Raw genomic sequence first — 19,976 nt, 5'->3', positions numbered from 1 at the left:
CGCTGAACGCTATCTGATTGACTACACTGAGACTATAGAAGCAGGCACTCAGTCATGAGTGTTTTTCGAGTTTTTGAGCAGCATGCTAGTGTACCGGTTGGCACTCTAAGTTGTTGTCCCGGTTGTTCCATTCTGACGTGCAATACCTGTTTATGCATTTTTTGGAGTGACAATGAAAATTGGTATCCTTTCCCGTAATTCAAAGCTGTACTCAACCCGTCGTCTGATTGAAGCCTGCCGTGAGCGTGGGCACGAGGCACAGGTTATCGATGCGTTACGCTGCTACATGAACATCAATTCCGACCAGCCTTCCATCCATTCCAAAGGTCAGGATTTATCTGGTTTGGATGCGATTATTCCGCGCATCGGCGCCTCGGTCACTTTCTATGGCTGTGCGGTATTGCGCCAGTTTGAAATGATGGGCGTTTTTCCGGTCAATGAATCTGTGGCGATTACCCGCTCCCGGGATAAATTACGTTCACTGCAATTGCTGTCGCGCAAAGGGGTCGGGATGCCTATAACCGGCTTTGCCAGTAAACCGGACGACATTGGCGATTTGCTTGAAATGGTGGGCGGCGCACCTGTGGTGATCAAACTGCTGGAAGGGACGCAAGGGATAGGTGTGGTACTGGCCGAAACCCGCAAGGCGGCAGAAAGTGTGATTGAAGCTTTTCTGGGCCTGAAAGCGAACATTATGGTGCAGGAATACATCAAAGAAGCCGGCGGCGCGGATATCCGCTGTTTCGTGATCGGCGATAAAGTGATCGCCGCGATGAAGCGCCAGGGCGCTGAAGGGGAGTTCAGATCGAATTTACACCGGGGCGGTTCGGCGTCATTGATCAGGATTACTCCGGAAGAACGTAAGACGGCAGTGCTTGCCGCTAAGGTGATGGGGCTGCGCGTAGCCGGTGTGGATTTGCTGCGTTCTCAGCGCGGGCCGCTGGTGATGGAAGTGAACTCCTCCCCAGGTTTGGAAGGGATTGAACAAGCGACTGGTAAGGATATCGCGGGTATGATAATCAAATACATAGAATCAACCGCAAAACCGCAGAGGACGCGCACCAGTGGCAAAGGCTAGATTAAACAAAGTCATCGAATTTATTGGCACCGAAGTGCCGCCAGGACAATCAGCCACCATAGATTTAGAAGCTGCTCAGCTATATACCCATTCACCTCTGCACATTCCGGTTCATGTGGTGAACGGGCGCTATCAGGGGCCCGTATTGCTGGTCAGCGCTGCTATTCATGGTGATGAGCTCAATGGTGTGGAAGCGGTCAGGCAACTGCTGAATAAAGTGGATCCGTTGAAATTGCACGGTACTTTAGTGGCTGTTCCCGTTGTTAATGTGTTCGGATTTATTCATAAATCACGCTATTTACCTGACCGACGCGATCTCAACCGGTGTTTTCCCGGCTCTGAACGTGGATCAACGGCCGCCCGTATGGCCTACCAGTTCAGTGAACACGTCGTTAAAAAGTGTACGCATATTATTGACTTGCATACAGGGGCGATTCACAGAGGGAATCTGCCCCAGGTGCGGGCAAATCTTGACGATGAAGCAAGTGCCGAAATGGCGCATGCTTTCGGCACCCCTGTGATTCTGGATGCCGCTATTCGTGATGGCTCACTACGGGCGGTAGCGGATGCGGCAGGTATCCCGGTTATCACCTACGAAGGCGGGGAAGCGTTGCGGTTTGAGCCGCTTGTGATTGCTGCGGCGGTGAAAGGGATAGTGAGTGTCATGCGGATGCTGGGAATGATACGCCGGGTAAGCCGGAAAAAAGAGCAGGCGTCGCCTTTTATCGCCCGCTCCAGCAGCTGGGTGAGGGCTGAGCAGAACGGAATAGTGCGCTGTGTGGTGGCACTCGGTGAGCGGGTAACCAAAGGGCAGGTGCTTGCCTATATCAGTGCCCCGCTCGGCCATGGTGAAGACACTATGGCTGCACCCAGAGACGGCATCGTTATCGGCCAGCAAATGCTGCCGTTGGTCAATGAAGGGGACGCGGTTTTTCACCTTGCTTATTTCAATAAAGGGGCAAGTTCAGAAGTCGAGCAACAAATTGAATCGTTTCTTGATGAAGTCAGCGATGAAGTTGATATCACCTGATGGGATGTTGAGCTAACCACTCTTATTTTTGCGCACGGGAGGCGCACCTTATGGTCAATTCGGAAACCGCTACAGATTGGTTTATTGATGGTTGGCAGTTAGGGGATACACCGCGTCAACTGACGCTTGAAGATTGCGAGACGCTGGAGAAAGACTGCTGGTATCACTGCCAGCGTGATGCCACCGGGCTGAAGCACTGGTTGTCCAAAGTGGGCGTGCCACCGTCACTGACTTCAGCTTTACTGGCGGATGATACACGTCCGCGCTTCGAGCTGTTGGGGGAGGAGACTTTCCTTCTGATACTGCGAGGCATTAATCTGAATGAAGGGAATAACCCGGACGACATGCTAAGTATCCGGTTTCTCTATTTTAAAGGTTGCCTGATCTCTACCCGTAAATACCCGTCACGGGCAATTGCTGAGGCGCGGCGTCAGTGTGAAGAAGGCAACAGTCCGCCGAGCTTGTTGGCCATGCTGGCAACCATTGTTGATAAACTGAACCGGAATATTGAAACCTTTCTCGACCCGATTGAAGAAGATATTGAATATTACGCAGAGCATCAGGATGAAGCTGATAGCCAGTCACTGGCTCACCTGAACAAACGCTTGCTGAAAATTCGCCGCTTTCTGACTCCCCAGCGCTATGCACTGGATGATTTGCTGCATTCGGAAATGGCGAGTTTGGAATCGTTGCGTATGCCCTTGCTGAACTGCCGTGATCTTGTGGTACGGATTAACGAGTCGATTAACTTTTATATCGACCAGATCCAGGTCATCAATCAGCACCTGGGCCAGATGCAGTCTGAGAAGGTAAACCGAAACACGTATCTTATTTCGATGATCTCTATTATTTTCCTGCCTATCAGTTTTCTTACCGGCTTGCTGGGCGTTAATATTGGCGGCATGCCTGGTGTGGATTCATCCACGGCATTCTGGCTGTTTTGTATCGCTTTAATAGTGGTTACCGTGTTTGAGATTATTTTGTTCAGAAGGATGAAATTTATTTAATGATAGAAGCCGTTCTACAAAGTCGGTTGGCTTATAACCTGTTTATTATTCTGGCTTTTCTGATTGTTTACGCGATTGCAAAACGTGTCATCAACTTGTGGCTGACCAGGCTGGGTAAGACCAAGATGGTGAGTGAAGCCAGAGTGCGGTTTATCTCTCGTGTTTTATCGTCCGTGGTGTTTTTCGTGTTGTTCAGTGTGGCGGTGATCAGCCTGGGGCTGGGATACAGTGACATTTCACTGTTTTTCTCTTCGGCCTTTGCCGTGCTGGGTGTCGCCCTGTTCGCGCAATGGTCCATGCTGAGCAACGTGACGGCGAGTGTGTTGATCTTTTTTGTGTTTCCGTACCGTATTGGCGATCGGGTCAAAGTAGTGGATAAAGACGATGATATCAGTGGGGTGATCAATGATATCACCATGTTTCATGTGATTATTGAGCGCACAGATGGCAGCCTGGTCACTTATCCCAATAACATCATTTTGCAAAAACCAGTGATTAAGCTGACTCAGCTGGTGGTAAACCCTAAGCCGGACAATGAGCAGCCTGAGGCAGTTGATACACCACAGGCAAGCACGCAGCAGCCAATGCAGCAGTAACCAATGTAAGAAAAACTATGAATGAAGAACAAGACAAAGCAGCGGTGAAAGATCTTCTGCCACAACAGGAACTTAGTCAGTGGGTTGAAGATCTTAACCGGGTTCATGACGAAGAGCAGGAAAGGGTATTCTCAGAAGCCTCGGAAGTGCTGGAAACGTCTGAGCTGGGTTTATTGCTGGAATCTTTGCCTCTTGATGAGCGTCTGGCTCTCTGGCAGACCGTTGCGCCGGAAGAGCGGGTAGAAGTCCTGGTTGCCATGCGATCCGATGCGCGGGGTGTGCTGATCGACAATCTCAGCATGCCGGATTTGCGGGCTATGCTGCACGGGCTGGATGCTGAAGATCTGATCGAACTGTCGCAGAGTCTGTCAGATAAGCTGGTGGATTTTGCGCTGGCGAAGATGAGCCAGGATCAGAAGTCCTGGTATGAACAGAGCCAGCAGTATGACGAAGAACAGATTGGCCGCTATGTGGATCACAGCCTGGTGATGTTAACGCCGAATACCCGTGTTTTCGAAGCCTTGCGTGCGGTGCGACGTGCCGATCATCCTATGCTGGATCGCGTTTATGTTGTTGACAAAAAAGGGTTGTATAAAGGCGAGGTGTCATTACCTGTCCTGCTGGCGGCCGATGGCCAGGCCAGAGTGGACAGCCTGGAAGATGATATTGCCTCTCCCCTGAAAGCGGAAATGGACGTTTATGATGCTTCAGAACGTCTTGAACACTCGGACCAGGCGGCGATGGCGGTGGTAGATGAATCCGGCCGCTTTGTCGGGCGCGCTACGCTCCGGCTGGCGATGGAGATTACCCGGGAAACCTATGAAGCCAGACTGATGGCACGGGCGGGTCTGAATGAAGACACCGACCTGTTTGCCCCCGTCTGGCTCAGTGCAAAACGTCGTGCTTTGTGGCTGGGCATTAACCTGCTTACTGCATTTCTGGCGTCCTGGACTATCGGGTTGTTCGAAGCCACGCTCAGCCAGGTGGTGGCACTGGCGGTCCTGATGCCTGTGGTGGCGTCAATGGGGGGCATTGCCGGCAGCCAGACCTTAACCCTGATTATCCGCGGTCTGGCGATGGGGCAAATCACTTTTGGTAACGTGTGGTCGCTGGCCAAAAAAGAGTTGCTGGTCGCCTGCCTGAACGGCGTGCTCTGGGCGGTCGTTATCGCCATTGTGGCGGCTGTCTGGTTCAGCAGTGTGGGGATTGGTGGAGTGATAGCCGCTGCTATCACCATTAATATTGTGGTTGCAGCAATTGCCGGTGTTGTTATTCCGGTGATCCTGGATAAATACGAGATTGATCCTGCCCTGTCCGGGTCTGTCATACTCACTACAGTCACAGATGTGGTGGGCTTTTTTACCTTTCTCGGTCTTGGCAGCCTGTTTTTGCTGGGCTGAACCACGAAGATTCCCTCCCCTTGGCAAGGGGAGGGTCAGGGTGGGGTTCGTGAAGCGGGCACGGGTTTGATGATTATGCCTTGTAACCCCCTCCTAACCTCCCCCTTGAAAAGGGGGAGGGATAGTCAAAAGCAAAATAAACAGAACCGGAGTGGTCAATGGACTGGAAATTCAACGCTGAAGATTTGGGCCAGATTGTGATCGGCGCCTTTGCCCTGGGCGTCCCCATTTCCTTTTCTGAAGAAGCCTGGCAACTGAGTGAATCTCTTCCACTGCTGAATTTGTCTGTCCTTGTTGTGCTCACCTTGGTTTTTATGGGGCTATACGCTTACCAGTCCATGTTTGGTCAGAATATCCGTAAACGCGTGCCTGTTTTTCTGGTCAGGGTACTTGGGGCCTATCTGATCACTTATCTGGTGGTTTGCCTGATCCTGTTTTCGCTTAACCAGTTCCCACTCATCGATAATTGGGTCGTTGCTGTTAAACGTGCATTGATCATTGCCATGCCCGCTTCTATGGGAGCGATTATTGTGGACAGTTTCGATAAAGAATAAAGGCACTCTCTCAACATACATTCAGCCGGCCAAATCTGATTATGGCAATTATTTGCTAATGTAATTGAACGATGTTTTTTACCTGAATGTATCCTGAATTAGTATCAGATTTAACAAGCTGCTGGTTTAAATCGAGAAGGGTATGATTACAATTAAACCCTGTTTTATTTACGGGTATTGAACAATGAAAAAAATGGCTTTTGTAGCGGTCTCTCTGGTGACTTTATTAACGGGGTGTGCGGGCCAGATGGCAGCAACCAATGCAACCATGAAATTCAATATGGATGTGGTGGATAACCGTTATGCACGTGGCGGTCTGACCATTGCGATGGCGCCGGTTTATGCTGTGACCACAGTGGCAGATTACATGGTGCTAAACCCTATCGAGTTCTGGACCGGCGAAAATGCGGTAACTCAGAAACAGTCTATCTATGACGTTAAAGGTGAAGATTACATCAAGATTAATGATCAGCTTGATGACGATCTTAAAACGGCGCCCATCAAGCCTCTGAACTGAATGATTCGTACTCCTTAACCTGCCGCTCTGCGCTAACGGCTATGGCCCGGCAGGTACTTTCTGCGTAAAACATGCGATATCATGGGCTTCCTGAAACAGAATTCGGAAGCCCGGTATGCCCCATCCGCACAGCACGTTTTCATCACCTAAAGTGGCGGTTCTCGCTGTCACCTACAAAGACGATCAACTCATTCTGGTTCAACGCAAAAATGAACCGCAGAAAGATGGCTGGGGCTTTCCCGGCGGCTCCGTCTGGCCGGGTGAAACCCTGCGTGATGCGGCTGTGCGGGAATTGAAAGAAGAAACCAGTGTGTTAGCGGTAGCAGAACAACTATTGGAAGTGGTTGAAGTCAATGAATTCGATGGTGACAACTGTCACCATCACTTTATTCTGGTGCCTGTACTTTGCCGCTATGTGGCAGGAGAGCTGCAGCCGGGTGATGACGCCAGTGACTGTTGCTGGATGTCAGTGGCCGACATTGTCAGCAACCAGTCGGATCTCATCGAAAAAGTGGCCGATGTGGCGCTGAAGGCTCAGCAGACGTTGTCAGAATAGTACCCAGCCAGCGTGATGGTGATGCGGCGAACTCACTTGTATTCTGTGCCTTTGAGAGTCAGTGCAGTTAGTGCATAACAATGTCTGGCCTCTGAAAGCAGTCGCTTATAAAATCGCATCAGCTTTGGATATTCAGACGGACATCAGATGATGCAAACCTTGTTCAGAACCTTTCTGCTTTGCTGCTTTTTTGTGTCGCTCATTGCAACAGCGGCCCCCAATATACTGCTGGGCAATCCGGCAGACCCGGCAACCACAGCAGCAGGGCAAGCGGTGAATGCGGCCTATGATTACAAAGATTCCCTGAACCGCGATACTCCCAGAGGTGCGCTGAAAGGTTTTCTGGAAGCGATTTACGAGCAGGACTACACGAAAGCGGCGAAATACCTGGACTTGCGTTACATGCCTAAAGGAATGAGCGCCAGAAATGGAGAAGACTACGCCAGAAAACTGCATGCCATCATTGAGCGGAATCTGTGGATTAATCTTCAGGACATTGATGATACCCCGGCAGGGGATCTGGATGATCTGTTGCCTGACTATCGGGAGTCGTTCGGCAATATTAATGTTAAAAACACGGAAGTGTCACTCCTGTTGCAGCAAGTTCCAAGCAAAAAGCTGGGCAAAATCTGGAAGATCTCCAATGCCACAGTCGCACTGGTCCCGAGTTTGTATGAAGAACTGGGCTACAGCCCGCTGACAGAATGGTTCATCCAGAATGTGCCGGACGGCTATCTGTTCAAACTCAGCCTCTGGGAAATGACGTTTCTTTTTACCTGTTTGTTAGCCTCATTTGCGATCGTGACGCCAGTCTGTCTGATTACAGCCTGGTTGGTCCGGAAAACAGACATCAAGATGAAAGACGATTTGGCAGGTTTAATCGCCAAGCCTTTGCTGTTTTTTACCGCACTGGGTCTGGATCATCTGTTGCTGTCGAATGCGACACTGACGGCCAATGCCAGAGCCTTGCTCAATAATGGGTATCTTCTGTTGGGTGCCAGCCTGTGGCTTGGCTGGTCTGCGATTGGGCTTTTTCAGTACATTCTTCGTGAGCGTTTAATTAACAACGGCAATAAACAAGGGGCGGCCATGGTTCGTCCCTTCCTGACATTTATCCGTATCATTTTGCTGATCTTTGCTGTGTTGTCCTGGATGGAATACCAGGGTTTCAATGCGACAGCCTTGCTGGCCGGAATGGGCGTGGGTGGTGTTGCCCTGGCTTTGGCTTCCAAACAAACACTGGAAAACTTCATTGGTACCATGATGCTCTATTCTGCGGCACCGGTAAAAGTGGGTAATTTGTGCAATTTCGGTGGGATCCGGGGCACGGTAGAAGAAATTGGCCTGCGTTGTACCCGCATCAGAACCATAGACAGAACCGTTATCCATGTGCCGAATGCCAAGCTATCGGAAATGGAAATTGAAAATATTTCGATGCGGGAAAAGATCCGGTTTAAATCGGATATTCGTCTGGATTACAGCACATCGACCACGCAATTAAAGCAGATTATTGATGAAATAAAACTGCTGCTGGAAAATCATGAAAAAGTCGATAAAAAGCCCCTGCGTGTGACGTTTCGAGGTTTTGGTGCGCACGGATTAGAAATCAATGTATTTGCGTATATTGGCACCAAAAGCCTGCCGGTTTATCAGGTGGCCGCCCAGGAAATCCATTTAGGCATTATGGAAATCGTCGAAAAGCAGGGCTCCAGAATCGTACCAGCTACTTTTGATGCCCAGCTTCTGTCGTAATGATATACCGACTTCCGGGCTGTGGCCCGTATCGGCACCTCAGAAGGTTCGGACACGAATGTTCAGATGAAAAGCAAAGGAGAGATAAATGTTTGCAGTGATTTTCAAGGCGACAACAGGTGAGCAGGACAGCCAGTATACCGAGATGGTCAAAGTGATGCGGGATCTGGCATTTGAAAAATATGGGTGCCTGGACTTTATCGCTGTGACAGAAGGGGATCAGGAAATTGCGATTTCCTACTGGAACGCCGAAGAGGATATCCAAAACTGGCACAAAGACAGCCAGCATTCACTGGCCCAGCAATTTGGCCGTGAAAAGTGGTACGCCTCCTACACTGTGCAGGTTGTGGAAGTGAAGCGGCAGTACAGTTTTAATAAGTAATTCTATCAGGTTGAATTCATCTGTGCTGTTAACGATTTCTTGCAGCACAGTTTGATACATCTACCCAGGGAAAATCATCTCCCTGCGCCCTCCTACGCAGGTAAACTTTTTTCTTTGCCCGCGGTGTCGATGAGTTGGATTTGCGCTTCACTACAAGCTGGTTTGGTGCCTTAAAATGGCAAAATAAGGGTGTTTTAAATTATTGTTTTTTAATGGTTTGTTTTTCTTACTCTCAAACATTCTAAATGCTAGACTCTGAATCAAATTAGTGGAGGCGATGATGTATAAAGAGAATGAACTATTTAATCAGGTTAGTTTTTCCCGCCAGGATTTATCAGAAGCTGTATTCAAACGCTGTCAGTTTTACCGTTGTGACTTTAGCCGAGCAAATTTAAGGGATGCAGTTTTTGAAAACTGTAAGTTTATTGAGCCGGGGGCTATCGAAGGCTGTCATTTTGACTATTGCGATTTGCGTGATGCGAGTTTTAAAAACTGTCAGTTAGCTTTAGCAAACTTTAAAGGTGCAAATTGCTTTGGTATTGAATTGCGGGATAGTGATTTGAAAGGTGCCAATTTTATTCAGGCGAGTTTTGTGAATCAAATCAGTCATCAGATGTATTTTTGCTCTGCTTTTATTACCGGCTGTAATTTAAGCTATGCCAATTTTGAAAGTCAGTGCCTTGAGAAATGCGATCTATTTGAAAATAAATGGTATGGGACGAACTTACGGGGGGCATCTTTGAAAGGGTCGGACTTATGCAGAAGTGTTTTCTCTGAAGACTGCTGGGTACAATTTTCTTTCCAGGGTGCAGATCTTAGCTATTCAGAACTTGATGGTCTCGATCCCCGAACAGTCGATTTAACGGGTGTGAAAATCTGCGATTGGCAGCAAGAGCAATTGCTGGAGCCTCTCGGTATTGTCGTTCTGCCGGGTTGATGCGTTTTTAAAGCTGTGAAACGACGCCGTTAGCCAAGGCTAGCGGCGTACGTGAAGAATCCACGGAGACGGAAAGATTAACTTATTAATTCACATTGAAAAGCCATCAAACCAGCAGTGCTGATACTTCAGGGATAAGGTTTATTCAGCAGTGCTCGAACTAAAATGGACAGACTTAATATCAACCCATTGATTGTTGCCGGTGTAATCGTTTTGATTATCCTGTAAAGAAAGGATAGGTTGCTGAGTAAAGATACCAGGCTCAGGGACATAGTCACTGCTCGCGTCAGTCAGACCATCGGTGAGTGCCACATTCATCGGTGTATTGGCATCAATCAATCTCAGTTGCTGCATGAGTTGATCTAATTGTGGCAACGAACCGGACAGGCTTCTATTCGTGCGTAAGATGATTTTCTACTCGGTTAATTGATCGTTCACTAAATGTTGGTGCGTTTTCACACCACCGAGTTTACTGACATAATTTGTATTGGATGAACCAATAATGACCCCGCTCATTTCGCGGAATGTGATCATGGTATTGCTGCTGTTTAACTGAACTAAATAATCAGCGCTATAAGCCCATGAACTGATGATATCTGTAAAACTACCAGATGCATTCCCTGCGATAATTCGAATATCTCCATCATCAAAAAGGCCATTTTGATTGACATCAAAAGTCATTTCTATGTTTGATTGATGAATCGGCTCTTGAAGTGGGTGGTAAAGTCCAATTTCGATATCAAACCAATCTGTAATCTCCTTCGAATAACCTTCGGCAGTTTTTGTCAAACTATCACTTACATTTCCCAGGTTTTCTGTCGAAGAACCCCCACAACCCATTAATGTGACCAAAGAAAGGGCTGATAACAGCTTTATTTTCACGATATTTTCCTTACTCGTTTTTATTTTAAAAAGAGCGACTGACCAGCCTTGAAGGCATAAGGCGCATTATGCCTTTCGACCCATTCCTGAATGGTGTGCAAGCAGACCAGAGCGCGAAACATTTTGGTAAGCATTTCAAGCGAGCTAGTATCTATGCAAATTTTATTTAACACAAGCCATTGATCTATATATATTCAATTGGTTGATATTAAATCAGTGTTATTGCGATAAAGTAACCTTTCAGTCTGTTTATTGTGCAATGTGTCTTCCTGAAAAGGATCAGGAAATTCATCTCTTTCAAGATTAATATCAAGTCTGAATAGATGTCGCGAGAAGGAGTGGTTTCAAGCCTGGTTGTTTTGTCGTCTGAAGTGACTGGTTTGAACAAAACGGCGGGTTCAACCGCCGTACAATATGACAACTTTTTTAATCCAGAATGATATGAGGAATAAACATCGAGGTATCTTTGGTGATGTAACCTGTATCTTCCCGGATCGTCAGTCCGGCGGGTTCGTCATTGATTAACCAGCTGCCGATGAGCATATGGTTGTTACCAAAACGGGGTAAATGGGTATATTGCTGGACTATATAGCCTTCGTCGCCGTACGGCCCCGGCTCATGTTGCAGTATTTCACCGGCACGATGCACGCTGATGTTGGCACCTTCGCGACTGAAAATCGGTTTTTTCACAAAATCCGTCAGGCTTGCGGCTTTGGGATCATCAGAAAAGTAGGCGGGCAACAGGTTCGGGTGGTGAGGAAACATTTCCCACATCAGCGGCAGAATGGCCTTATTTGAACTGATGCTTTTCCACATAGGTTCCAGCCAGTTGACATTGGCGGTGTGCAGATACGCGGCATACTCTTCCCGGAACATGAACTCCCACGGATAGAGCTTGAACATCCAGCGAATGGGGTTGTCGTCCAGATCGGTAAACTCACCGTCCTGATTGATACCTATGTCTTCAACGTACACAAACGCGATTTTCAGTCCGGCTTCTCTGGCGCAGTCTTCAAGATACTGCACTGTATCTCTGTCTTCCACGCTGTCACGGCAGCAGGCAAAATGCAGTGTTTGGCCCGGCTGATAGCTGCCTAATGCCGCCATGCGCTGAATCATCAGCTCCTGAATCAAATTGTACTGATCGGCGCGCCTTGGCAGTTTGCCGGCATTGACCTGATCTTCAAGCCACAACCATTGCCAAAAGCTGGCTTCGTAAAGTGACGTTGGTGTGTCGCTGTTAAATTCGAGCAGTTTTGCCGGGTGACGGCCGTCGTAGGCAAAATCCAGTCGCCCATACAAACTGGGTGCTTTTTGTTTCCACGAGCTGGCGATCAGATCCCACATGTTTTCCGGGATCTGAAACTTTTTCAGTAAGGCTTCATCGCGGATGACTTTATCGACGGCTTCCAGGCTCATTTGATGGAGTTCGGCGGTAGGTGCTTCCAGTTCACTTTCAATCTGCTGCAAACTGAACTGAAAGTAGCGGTCTTCGACCCAATACGGTTCGCCTTCCAGGGTATGAAAACGAAATCCAAATTCATCTGCCAGCATTTTCCAGTTGGGGCGGGGGGTAATAGGAACCTGAATCATAGTGCTGCTCGAATGGTCAATCAGGCCGACATTATCATGGGGGACGGATGAGAAAGTAAAGATTCCCTGTGTATGAAAAGTCCGACTTGGATCATGATCGCATAACATTGATGAGAATATACGTTTCGTATACACTTCGTTTATTCAATGTATATCATTCAGGGCACCCTATGGGGATTGTAAAAATATCGGATGAACTTCATGAGGAAATCCGCAAAGCCAGCAGCACGATGTCGCGTTCCATTAATGCTCAGGCCGAGTTTTGGATAAAGATGGGTCTGCTGGCCGAAATGAACCCGACACTGACGTATAACGAACTGATTCGCAAACTGTTACTCAGTGACGCGGGATCAGTACAGGAATTAATGAGTGAACAAAATTAATATTAAAACCGCGCAAGAAATTGAATTGATGCGGGAATCTGGCCGTTTGTTAGCCTCGGTATTTTCGATGCTGGATAACTTCGTGGCTGCCGGTGTATCGACCATGGCGATTAACGATAAGGTCGACGCTTTTATTACCGACGCATTGTCTGCCCGACCAGCCAGTAAAGGCCAGTATGATTATCCGTATGTCCTGAATGCGTCGATCAATGAAGTTATCTGTCACGGTATGCCGGATGAAAACCGTGTGCTGAAAGATGGCGATATTATCAATCTCGACATCACACTGGAGAAAAATGGCTTCATTGCCGATTCCAGTAAAATGTATTGCATAGGTAAAGTTCAGCCACGTGCGTCCCGGCTGGTAAAAGCAACCTACGAAGCCATGTGGCAGGGTATCGCGCAGGTGAAGCCAGGGGCGACACTGGGTGATATCGGTTATGCGATTCAAAAACATGCGGAAAGTCATGGTTATTCTGTGGTCCGGGAATATTGCGGCCACGGCATAGGCCGGGAAATGCATGAAGAACCCCAGGTGCTACACCATGGGCTGAAAGGACGCGGGTTGCGACTGCAGCCGGGCATGACATTCACCATTGAACCCATGATCAATGAAGGCACATACAAAACCAAAACCAAGAAAGACGGCTGGACCGTGGTGACGAAAGATAAAAAACTGTCGGCGCAATGGGAGCATACAATACTGGTGACAGAAACCGGTTATGAAGTACTGACGCTGAGAGAAGAAGAAAAGCACTGACGGGTAATGCCGGCTAAACAGAGACCCCAGTACGTCTGACTGGCTGTTTGATGGCATTGGAACCCTTGCCAGATAGCCGACTCTTCATAGTTACATCAATATCGGAATAACTAGCATGGTAGCAATCACCACGGAACGTCTGACGATCAGGCCGCTAACGGCGGCAGATGTCGATTTCATTTTTGAACTGTATAACACCCCGGGCTTTAAACGTTTTGTCGGCGATAAACAGCTCCATACTCGTGAGGATGCGCTGAATTATCTCGAAGCATCGCTTATCAGTATGTGCCAGACAAAAGGGCTGGGACTCCAGCGCGTTGCATTGAAAAGCGATGATACACCTATTGGCATCTGCGGCCTGATCAAGCGTGATTCTCTGGAAGACATTGATTTAGGGTACGGCTATTTACCCGGTTTTGAGGGAAAGGGATATGCTTTTGAAGCCGCCCGGAGCACACTGTGCTTTGCTCGCGATGAGCTCTCTTTGACCCGCTTGGTTGCTATAACCGATTCAGAGAACCGCAGATGCATTGATTTGCTGACCAGGTTGGGTTTCCATTACGAGACGAACCATGAAACCTTGCCTGACGGCGGGTTGCTTGTGCTGTATGGCATTGAGCTGTGAATAAATAAAGGAGTACACAGTGTCTGAATCAATGACAGAGAAAGAAAAGATGCTCGCGGGTCTGGCATACAGTGGCAGAGATGCCGAGCTGGTCAATGACCGTCAAGAAGCCAAAGTCATGTGTCACCGTTTTAATCTGGCCGATCCGCGCGATTCGCAAGCCAGAATGGCGATTCTGGCAGAAAGGGTACAATTTTCCGGCGATGCCCATATGGAACCGTCTTTTTACTGCGACTATGGTTATAACATTGTGCTGGGCGCTAATTTTTATTCGAACCATAACCTGACCATACTGGATGTCTGCAAAGTGACTATCGGTGAGAATGCGTTTATTGGCCCTAATGTCATGATTTCCGCAGCCTCTCACCCTATCGATCCCGTTGAACGGCTGCATGGGGAAGACGGTGCGCCGGTGTGGATAGGTGACAATGTCTGGCTGGGAGGCAATGTGGCCGTTTTGCCTGGCGTGCGTATTGGGCATAACTGTGTGATTGGCGCCGGCAGTGTTGTCACCAGAGATATTCCGGATAACAGCGTTGCAGTGGGTAACCCATGCCGTGTTGTCAGAGAGATCACACCGTCTGAGCCATCAGCTGTGATGGCCGGTGGCTAATCAGGGAGAAATATTGTGCCGCAAGCAATTCTGACTCATCTGATGTTTGAAGGGGATGCCGAAGAGGCGATGAATTTCTATATCAGCCTGTTTGCCGGATCTGAAATTCGTCACATTGAGCGTTACCCGGATGGCGAGTCGAAAGGCATGGTCAGGCAGGCCCGTTTTGTGCTTGCAGGCCGGGAATTCATCGCTATCGATTCGTTCATTTCGCACCATTTTACGTTTACGCCTGCGATGTCTGTCTTTGTTGACTGTGAATCGGCAACCGAGTTTGAGCGGGTTTACGCCTCGCTCACCGAAGGAGGTAATGCCCTGATGCCTGCCGATAATTACGGTTTCAGCCAGCGTTTCGGCTGGGTGACGGATCGTTTTGGGGTGTCCTGGCAGATTAACCTGCCTTGAGCCGGATGGAACCGGAAAATGAAAAAAGCCGCTGAATGTCAGCGGCTTTGCAGAATGAAACACAGAGTAGCCTGCGATTAAGGCGTGGCAATCTTAAACCAGAACGGGAATTCGTCCATCATGCCCATCAGCTGACCAAAGGCCTGAACATTGCCTTGGGTTGTGACCTTACCGTCTTGCAATAGTTGCTGGAAGCTTTGCTGTTTAATCAGCATGTTGTCCATATCGCTGCGGTTAATGGTGATGGTGACATCGGCGTTATCGCTTTGCTGGCCTTTGATGTTGTTCAGGTGGCTGTTTTCCAGCTCCAGCAGATAGCGTTCATCACGATCCGGGAACACAAAGTTAAGTGTGAGTTTTTTCCCTTCCGCTTTTTCTGCGTTCGGAAGAAACGCCGGGCCGCTACCGCAATCAACTCTCTGAGCAAATCCGGTAGCGTATTCATCGCCTCGCTGCAGGAACAACCGGCTGAGTTTCGCAGCCGGTTTTTAAATGCGGATGTGTTGCGCATTAAGCAGTGATGCTGTCTGTGTGATGTTGCTGCTGGTGGCTGGCTGGTCTGTTGAGTATCAGCTCAGCGGCTTTTTCTGCAATCGCGATAGTCGGCGCATTGGTATTACCGCTGATCAGGGTTGGCATCACAGAAGCGTCCACCACGCGCAAGCCTTTCACGCCATACACTTTGAGTTCGGTATCTACTACGGCCATCGCGTCATGACCCATTTTGCAGGTGCCAACCGGGTGATAGACCAAACCTATGTGCTGTTTGATCTTGTCAAAGATTGCCTCATCGGTGTCTGCTTCAATGCCCGGATTCAGTTCTTCAGCCCGGTAGCCATCGAAAGCCGGCGCCGCCAGAATCTTACGTAACTGCCGAATGCCGTCGACCAGCACTTTTTTATCTTCCTCATGGGCGAAAAAGTTAAAATCAATGTCTGGTGCCATAGCAGGGTCTGCCGAACGGAGTTTTACCGTCCCGCTGCTTTTCGGGCGCAGTACACAGACGTGGCAGGAATAACCATGCTGAGCCATCAGTTTCAAATCGCGGCCGCTGTCGTCAAACAGCAACGGCAACATATGCAGCTGGATATCAGGGCGATCCAAATCCTCCCGGGATTTGATAAATCCGCCCGCTTCAGTGATGGAATTTGACAGCTTGCCTTCCTTTTTCAGCACATATTTCAGTGTATCGGGAGTCATACGCAACAGGCCGCCGAGTGAAGCGGTGAAGCCGTCTTTTTTCTTACTTTTAACCAGTATGCAGGCATCGACATGCTCTTGCAGGTTTTCGCCGACGCCCGGTAAGTGGTGCTGGCAGTCAATGCCATGCGCTGCGAGGTGATCCTGGTCGCCGATACCCGACAGCATCAGCAGCTGTGGTGAATTGATGGCACCGCCACTGAGGATAACTTCCTGATCAGCATGGAAAGTGAGCTCCTGCCCTTTATAGGCGAAGCTGACACCAATGGCCTTTTTATCTTCAATAACGACTTTTTTTACTGTGGCTTCCGTCAGTACGGTCAGGTTTTTCCGTTCCATGGCCGGGTGCAGATAACCACGGGCAGCACCGCAGCGCTGGCCATTTTTAATCGTGCATTGGTAATAACCCACGCCTTCCTGAGCAGCGCCGTTGAAATCTGGATTGAATTTGAATCCGGCCTGCTGGCTGGCCTGAATAAAAGCCTCTGTGAGCGGATACTGGGCCTGACGGTCACTGACATGCAGCGGGCCACTGTCACCATGAAAGGCATCGGCCCCGCGCTCATTGCATTCGGATTTCTTGAAGTAAGGCAACAGATCATCAAAGCCCCAGCCGGAATTGCCCAGTGCAGACCAATGGTCGTAATCCTCTTTTTGACCACGGACATAGAGCATAGCGTTCACGGAAGAACTGCCGCCCAGCACTTTGCCTCGCGGTACGAAAACCGGTTGTCCGTTACGCAGTGCAGGATTGGACGTTGCGTTGTAGGCCCAGTTATATTTCCTGGAAAACATGAAATACGCGAAGGCACCAGGGGTACTGACAACGGGCGTTTTATCCGATGGGCCGGCTTCCAGCACCAGCACTGAGTATTTTCCATCGGCTGTTAAGCGGTTTGCCAGTACGCAGCCAGCAGAACCGGCACCGACAACAATATAATCATAACGAGATTTCATAGTGCCTCCTTGCAAGCAACTGCTGATATTTTATCAAACTGTTAACATTTTGCTTTTTGCTGAGGACGCCAAATCATTATCATCTGGTCGTTTTTATAAATTATGTCAAATTAATGAAAATTTATTACTTAAAAATCATTACTTTATAAGCAATCGCTTGCCTCTGGTACAGGATCACATTTCATAACATTTCCTGGCAATCAAAAGTGCAACATAGTGCATTAGCGATTAGGATCTTACTATCTGGTAAGCGGATTACCCTGTGGATAAGGATGTCACTGTGCTGAAAGCTGTCTCTGGGCTGATTGCTCTTTCGATGTGGATAATGCTCGCTGTTACCCCTGCGATGTTTGGTTTGTTACTCGCCGGGCCGGTTTGTTTGGTGCTGGGGGAAGTCAATGGGGCAGTGGTGATGAGTTTCACTGCCATTGGCTTGATTGTCGGTGCGGTATGGGCGGAGAGAATCCGTTCTGGTGAAGGCCTGTCAGTATTTTGGAGTAAGCTGGTGGCTAGCCCTGAGTTGGATAGGTATTAGTGTACGAAGTTGCGAAGGTATGGCTGGCAGGGAAAGGGAGTGATGGGGAGAATAATAGTAAGAAAAAGCACGCTACGCAGCGTGCTTTTGACTGAAAGGGCTTGAGCCGATATTACGCCAATTTCGCCTCAAAGTGTTTCCCCAATAAGGCGTGGTAGAAGTCCTGATCGGACAGCACGCCCACCAATTTATTTTTGTTACCCTCTTTCTGCTCGGTCAGTAGCACAGGTTGTCCGGTACGGTAGCGGATTTCCAGCGCATCGCGCATTGAGATGTCCGGGCTGGTGGTCACTATGTGCGTCTGAGTCAGGCTGTCAAGGTCATCGCCCTGGTGCCAGCTTTGCAGCGCCAGATCCTGATCCTGACGACGTGCCGCCAGTACTTCACCATCATCATTGGTATTGAGCCGGGTGCCTTCGTGACGGTTGAGGATCAGCATGTCTTCCAGGTTTTCCAGCGCGCTGGTCGGTGTCATCAGCGAGCGGCCACGCAGTACGTTAAGCGGGTTAGTGTGGGCGACGAAATCTTTGACATACTGAGTGTTAGGCTTCAGAACAATCTCTTCCGGCTTGCCGTGCTGGATCAGTTCACCGGATTCCATGATCGCGATGTTATTGCCGATTTTCAGCGCTTCATCCAGATCGTGGCTGACAAAGACGATGGTCTTATTCAGTTTGCGTTGCAGATCGAGCAACTCGTCTTGCAACTGACTGCGGATCAGCGGGTCCAGCGCCGAAAACGGTTCGTCCATCAGCAGAATATCGCTGTCCATGGTAAAGGCACGGGCCAGGCCGACACGTTGCTGCATCCCGCCTGACAGTTCGTGCGGCAGCTTGTCTTTCCATTCAGCCAGCCCTACCATTTCCAGTTTTTCCATCGCCCGGCGGCGGCGTTCAGATTTACTGATGCCCTGCATTTCCAGACCAAATGCTGCGTTATCCAGCACAGATAACCAGGGCATCAGGGCAAATTTCTGAAACACCATGGAAATACGCTCGGTTCGCATGTGGCGCAGGCTAGTGGCATCGCAGCTGGCCAGATCGACCATGCCATCGCCGTCCTGTACTTCCAGCTTACCGCGCGAAACCGGGTTCAGGCCGTTGATGGCCCGTAGCAGACTGGATTTACCTGAGCCGGACAGGCCCATCAGGACACAAATCTCGCCTTGCTGTACGTTAAGACTGACGTTATTCACGCCGACCACATCGCCGGTTTCATCAATAATTTCCTGACGGCTTTTGCCCTGATCCAGCAGTGCCAGTGACTGCTCGGTATTTTTACCGAAGATGACGTCTAAGTTTTCAATTCGAATGGCAGTCATGTTCAGCCCTCCTGATTTTTGCTGGCCGGGGTTTTACACAGGCGGTCGAGAATAATAGCGACCAGTACAATCGCCAGACCTGCTTCAAAGCCCTGCGAAATGTTCACGGTATTCAGTGCGCGGATCACGGGTTTACCCAGACCATCGGCACCCACCAGCGCGGCAATCACCACCATAGACAGAGACAGCATGATACATTGGGTAATACCCGCCATGATGTTTGGCATTGCCGCCGGCAGTTCTACTTTGAACAGCAGCTTGGAACGTGTCGCACCGAAGGCCTGACCTGCTTCGAGCAGTTCTTCCGGTACGCGGCTGATCCCCAGGTAGGTCAGTCGAATCGGAGCAGCAATGGCAAAAATAATGGTGGAAATTAAGCCCGGCACCACACCCAGACCGAACAGCACCAGGGTTGGGATCAGATATACAAAAGTCGGGATAGTCTGCATCAGATCAAGAATCGGCCGCATCAGGGTATAAAGCCACGGCCGGTGCGCTGCCATAATGCCGATGGGCACGCCAACCAGCACTGAAATTGAAGTGGCGGTCAGCACCAGTACAAAGGTTTCCAGCATTTCCTGCCAGTAGCCCAGATTGAGGATCAACAAGAGCGCGACCACCACAAAAGCGACCAGCGAAATACTGCGGTGCAGCGCCCAGGCCAGCAGCGCGGTGATCAGAATCGGCGCGGCAGGCGGCATCCATTTAAACACATCCACCAGCATCATGATCAGAGATTCCAGGCTGTAGGAGATGGCGTCGAAAAAGCCGGCCGCATTAAAAGTCAGCCAGTCGACCAGATTTGCCATCCATTCGCCCAGTGGGATCTTATGATCGGTAATAAAATTCACATTAACTCCTTAAAAGGGGTACAACAAAAGCGGCCGCAGGCG

24 protein-coding genes are annotated in these 19,976 nt (G+C 49.3%); 17 read left to right on the top strand and 7 right to left on the bottom strand.

Annotated elements, in window-relative coordinates; all coding sequences use genetic code 11:
• Window positions 1-172 precede the first annotated feature (172 nt).
• The 11 genes from rimK to Q4491_RS09355 all read left to right on the top strand — a co-directional run bounded on the left by rimK (window position 173) and on the right by Q4491_RS09355 (window position 9,809).
• Complete coding sequence (rimK, locus tag Q4491_RS09405; RefSeq protein ID WP_192017226.1) at window positions 173-1,078, top strand: 30S ribosomal protein S6--L-glutamate ligase; 906 nt, start codon at window positions 173-175, stop codon at window positions 1,076-1,078.
• Window positions 1,065-2,108: a succinylglutamate desuccinylase/aspartoacylase family protein gene (locus tag Q4491_RS09400; RefSeq protein WP_192017225.1), complete on the top strand. Its 1,044-nt coding sequence runs from the start codon at window positions 1,065-1,067 to the stop codon at window positions 2,106-2,108. Before rimK ends, Q4491_RS09400 begins: the two co-directional genes overlap by 14 nt.
• 50 nt (window positions 2,109-2,158) lie before the next feature.
• Window positions 2,159-3,115 carry a CorA family divalent cation transporter gene (locus tag Q4491_RS09395; protein WP_192017224.1) on the top strand — a complete coding sequence of 319 codons (957 nt, stop codon included), beginning with the start codon at window positions 2,159-2,161 and terminating at the stop codon, window positions 3,113-3,115.
• The gene (locus tag Q4491_RS09390) at window positions 3,115-3,711 is read left to right on the top strand and encodes a mechanosensitive ion channel family protein (RefSeq protein WP_192017223.1); all 597 of its coding nucleotides are present in this window, start codon (window positions 3,115-3,117) and stop codon (window positions 3,709-3,711) included. The genes Q4491_RS09395 and Q4491_RS09390 overlap by 1 nt, the downstream gene beginning before the upstream one ends.
• A gap of 17 nt (window positions 3,712-3,728) precedes the next feature.
• Window positions 3,729-5,111, top strand: coding sequence for a magnesium transporter (locus Q4491_RS09385; RefSeq protein ID WP_303456866.1), 1,383 nt, complete (start codon window positions 3,729-3,731; stop codon window positions 5,109-5,111).
• A 158-nt stretch (window positions 5,112-5,269) separates the two neighbouring features.
• The gene (locus Q4491_RS09380) at window positions 5,270-5,665 is read left to right on the top strand and encodes a DUF2391 family protein (protein WP_237795693.1); all 396 of its coding nucleotides are present in this window, start codon (window positions 5,270-5,272) and stop codon (window positions 5,663-5,665) included.
• A gap of 184 nt (window positions 5,666-5,849) precedes the next feature.
• Window positions 5,850-6,182, top strand: a complete 333-nt coding sequence (locus Q4491_RS09375; protein ID WP_218387053.1) for a DUF3332 family protein — start codon at window positions 5,850-5,852, stop codon at window positions 6,180-6,182.
• Between the two features lie 115 nt (window positions 6,183-6,297).
• Window positions 6,298-6,738 carry an NUDIX hydrolase gene (locus Q4491_RS09370; RefSeq protein WP_303456862.1) on the top strand — a complete coding sequence of 147 codons (441 nt, stop codon included), beginning with the start codon at window positions 6,298-6,300 and terminating at the stop codon, window positions 6,736-6,738.
• Window positions 6,739-6,885: 147 nt separating this feature from the next.
• A complete protein-coding gene (locus tag Q4491_RS09365) occupies window positions 6,886-8,490 on the top strand; it encodes a mechanosensitive ion channel family protein (RefSeq protein ID WP_303456857.1) in 1,605 nt (534 codons plus the stop codon).
• Window positions 8,491-8,578: 88 nt separating this feature from the next.
• On the top strand, window positions 8,579-8,872 hold the full coding sequence (locus Q4491_RS09360; RefSeq protein WP_192017217.1) for an antibiotic biosynthesis monooxygenase: 294 nt from the start codon (window positions 8,579-8,581) through the stop codon (window positions 8,870-8,872).
• A 280-nt stretch (window positions 8,873-9,152) separates the two neighbouring features.
• Window positions 9,153-9,809, top strand: a complete 657-nt coding sequence (locus Q4491_RS09355) for a Qnr family pentapeptide repeat protein (protein WP_218387069.1) — start codon at window positions 9,153-9,155, stop codon at window positions 9,807-9,809.
• 141 nt (window positions 9,810-9,950) lie between these two features.
• Here Q4491_RS09355 and Q4491_RS09350 read toward each other — a convergent pair whose 3' ends face one another.
• The 3 genes from Q4491_RS09350 to Q4491_RS09340 all read right to left on the bottom strand — a co-directional run bounded on the left by Q4491_RS09350 (window position 9,951) and on the right by Q4491_RS09340 (window position 12,284).
• A complete protein-coding gene (locus tag Q4491_RS09350; protein ID WP_237795697.1) occupies window positions 9,951-10,163 on the bottom strand; it encodes a hypothetical protein in 213 nt (70 codons plus the stop codon).
• A gap of 60 nt (window positions 10,164-10,223) precedes the next feature.
• Window positions 10,224-10,691: a hypothetical protein gene (locus tag Q4491_RS09345; protein WP_303456853.1), complete on the bottom strand. Its 468-nt coding sequence runs from the start codon at window positions 10,689-10,691 to the stop codon at window positions 10,224-10,226.
• 426 nt (window positions 10,692-11,117) lie between these two features.
• Window positions 11,118-12,284 carry a glutathionylspermidine synthase family protein gene (locus tag Q4491_RS09340; protein ID WP_192017214.1) on the bottom strand — a complete coding sequence of 389 codons (1,167 nt, stop codon included), beginning with the start codon at window positions 12,282-12,284 and terminating at the stop codon, window positions 11,118-11,120.
• Window positions 12,285-12,454: 170 nt separating this feature from the next.
• On the opposite strand from Q4491_RS09340, the gene Q4491_RS09335 reads away from it, so the two are divergent.
• The 5 genes from Q4491_RS09335 to Q4491_RS09315 all read left to right on the top strand — a co-directional run bounded on the left by Q4491_RS09335 (window position 12,455) and on the right by Q4491_RS09315 (window position 15,070).
• Window positions 12,455-12,667, top strand: coding sequence for a ParD-like family protein (locus tag Q4491_RS09335; RefSeq protein ID WP_027251232.1), 213 nt, complete (start codon window positions 12,455-12,457; stop codon window positions 12,665-12,667).
• A gap of 28 nt (window positions 12,668-12,695) precedes the next feature.
• Complete coding sequence (gene map, locus Q4491_RS09330) at window positions 12,696-13,427, top strand: type I methionyl aminopeptidase (protein WP_237795752.1); 732 nt, start codon at window positions 12,696-12,698, stop codon at window positions 13,425-13,427.
• Between the two features lie 115 nt (window positions 13,428-13,542).
• The gene (locus tag Q4491_RS09325) at window positions 13,543-14,052 is read left to right on the top strand and encodes a GNAT family N-acetyltransferase (protein WP_303456842.1); all 510 of its coding nucleotides are present in this window, start codon (window positions 13,543-13,545) and stop codon (window positions 14,050-14,052) included.
• A gap of 31 nt (window positions 14,053-14,083) precedes the next feature.
• Entirely contained in the window at window positions 14,084-14,665 is a 582-nt protein-coding gene (locus tag Q4491_RS09320; protein ID WP_161442600.1) for a sugar O-acetyltransferase, read from the top strand.
• A 15-nt stretch (window positions 14,666-14,680) separates the two neighbouring features.
• A complete protein-coding gene (locus Q4491_RS09315) occupies window positions 14,681-15,070 on the top strand; it encodes a VOC family protein (RefSeq protein WP_303456838.1) in 390 nt (129 codons plus the stop codon).
• Window positions 15,071-15,147: 77 nt separating this feature from the next.
• On the opposite strand, the gene Q4491_RS09310 is transcribed toward Q4491_RS09315, so the two are convergent.
• On the bottom strand, window positions 15,148-15,534 hold the full coding sequence (locus tag Q4491_RS09310) for an alkyl sulfatase C-terminal domain-containing protein (RefSeq protein ID WP_303456835.1): 387 nt from the start codon (window positions 15,532-15,534) through the stop codon (window positions 15,148-15,150).
• A gap of 46 nt (window positions 15,535-15,580) precedes the next feature.
• Window positions 15,581-17,227 carry a GMC family oxidoreductase gene (locus Q4491_RS09305; RefSeq protein WP_303456832.1) on the bottom strand — a complete coding sequence of 549 codons (1,647 nt, stop codon included), beginning with the start codon at window positions 17,225-17,227 and terminating at the stop codon, window positions 15,581-15,583.
• A 262-nt stretch (window positions 17,228-17,489) separates the two neighbouring features.
• On the opposite strand from Q4491_RS09305, the gene Q4491_RS09300 reads away from it, so the two are divergent.
• Window positions 17,490-17,762 carry a hypothetical protein gene (locus Q4491_RS09300; protein ID WP_303456829.1) on the top strand — a complete coding sequence of 91 codons (273 nt, stop codon included), beginning with the start codon at window positions 17,490-17,492 and terminating at the stop codon, window positions 17,760-17,762.
• 112 nt (window positions 17,763-17,874) lie between these two features.
• Here Q4491_RS09300 and choV read toward each other — a convergent pair whose 3' ends face one another.
• Window positions 17,875-19,083: a choline ABC transporter ATP-binding protein gene (gene choV / locus Q4491_RS09295; RefSeq protein WP_303456826.1), complete on the bottom strand. Its 1,209-nt coding sequence runs from the start codon at window positions 19,081-19,083 to the stop codon at window positions 17,875-17,877.
• Between the two features lie 2 nt (window positions 19,084-19,085).
• Entirely contained in the window at window positions 19,086-19,934 is an 849-nt protein-coding gene (gene choW / locus Q4491_RS09290) for a choline ABC transporter permease subunit (RefSeq protein ID WP_192017205.1), read from the bottom strand.
• Window positions 19,935-19,976 lie beyond the last annotated feature (42 nt).

It is taken from the genome of Photobacterium sp. 2_MG-2023 (genome assembly GCF_030547675.1).
In the GTDB taxonomy this organism is placed as follows: domain Bacteria; phylum Pseudomonadota; class Gammaproteobacteria; order Enterobacterales; family Vibrionaceae; genus Photobacterium; species Photobacterium arenosum.
This window is presented reverse-complemented; position numbering and strand designations above follow the sequence as displayed.

What these genes read in the sequence shown, in the direction of transcription:
- rimK (WP_192017226.1), top strand. Translation starts at nt 173, where the DNA reads ATGAAAATTGGTATCCTTTCCCGTAATTCAAAGCTGTACTCAACCCGT.
- Q4491_RS09395 (WP_192017224.1), top strand. Translation starts at nt 2,159, where the DNA reads ATGGTCAATTCGGAAACCGCTACAGATTGGTTTATTGATGGTTGGCAG.
- Q4491_RS09390 (WP_192017223.1), top strand. Translation starts at nt 3,115, where the DNA reads ATGATAGAAGCCGTTCTACAAAGTCGGTTGGCTTATAACCTGTTTATT.
- Q4491_RS09385 (WP_303456866.1), top strand. Translation starts at nt 3,729, where the DNA reads ATGAATGAAGAACAAGACAAAGCAGCGGTGAAAGATCTTCTGCCACAA.
- Q4491_RS09380 (WP_237795693.1), top strand. Translation starts at nt 5,270, where the DNA reads ATGGACTGGAAATTCAACGCTGAAGATTTGGGCCAGATTGTGATCGGC.
- Q4491_RS09375 (WP_218387053.1), top strand. Translation starts at nt 5,850, where the DNA reads ATGAAAAAAATGGCTTTTGTAGCGGTCTCTCTGGTGACTTTATTAACG.
- Q4491_RS09370 (WP_303456862.1), top strand. Translation starts at nt 6,298, where the DNA reads ATGCCCCATCCGCACAGCACGTTTTCATCACCTAAAGTGGCGGTTCTC.
- Q4491_RS09365 (WP_303456857.1), top strand. Translation starts at nt 6,886, where the DNA reads ATGATGCAAACCTTGTTCAGAACCTTTCTGCTTTGCTGCTTTTTTGTG.
- Q4491_RS09360 (WP_192017217.1), top strand. Translation starts at nt 8,579, where the DNA reads ATGTTTGCAGTGATTTTCAAGGCGACAACAGGTGAGCAGGACAGCCAG.
- Q4491_RS09355 (WP_218387069.1), top strand. Translation starts at nt 9,153, where the DNA reads ATGTATAAAGAGAATGAACTATTTAATCAGGTTAGTTTTTCCCGCCAG.
- Q4491_RS09350 (WP_237795697.1), bottom strand. Translation starts at nt 10,163, where the DNA reads ATGCAGCAACTGAGATTGATTGATGCCAATACACCGATGAATGTGGCA.
- Q4491_RS09340 (WP_192017214.1), bottom strand. Translation starts at nt 12,284, where the DNA reads ATGATTCAGGTTCCTATTACCCCCCGCCCCAACTGGAAAATGCTGGCA.
- Q4491_RS09335 (WP_027251232.1), top strand. Translation starts at nt 12,455, where the DNA reads ATGGGGATTGTAAAAATATCGGATGAACTTCATGAGGAAATCCGCAAA.
- map (WP_237795752.1), top strand. Translation starts at nt 12,696, where the DNA reads ATGCGGGAATCTGGCCGTTTGTTAGCCTCGGTATTTTCGATGCTGGAT.
- Q4491_RS09325 (WP_303456842.1), top strand. Translation starts at nt 13,543, where the DNA reads ATGGTAGCAATCACCACGGAACGTCTGACGATCAGGCCGCTAACGGCG.
- Q4491_RS09320 (WP_161442600.1), top strand. Translation starts at nt 14,084, where the DNA reads ATGACAGAGAAAGAAAAGATGCTCGCGGGTCTGGCATACAGTGGCAGA.
- Q4491_RS09305 (WP_303456832.1), bottom strand. Translation starts at nt 17,227, where the DNA reads ATGAAATCTCGTTATGATTATATTGTTGTCGGTGCCGGTTCTGCTGGC.
- choV (WP_303456826.1), bottom strand. Translation starts at nt 19,083, where the DNA reads ATGACTGCCATTCGAATTGAAAACTTAGACGTCATCTTCGGTAAAAAT.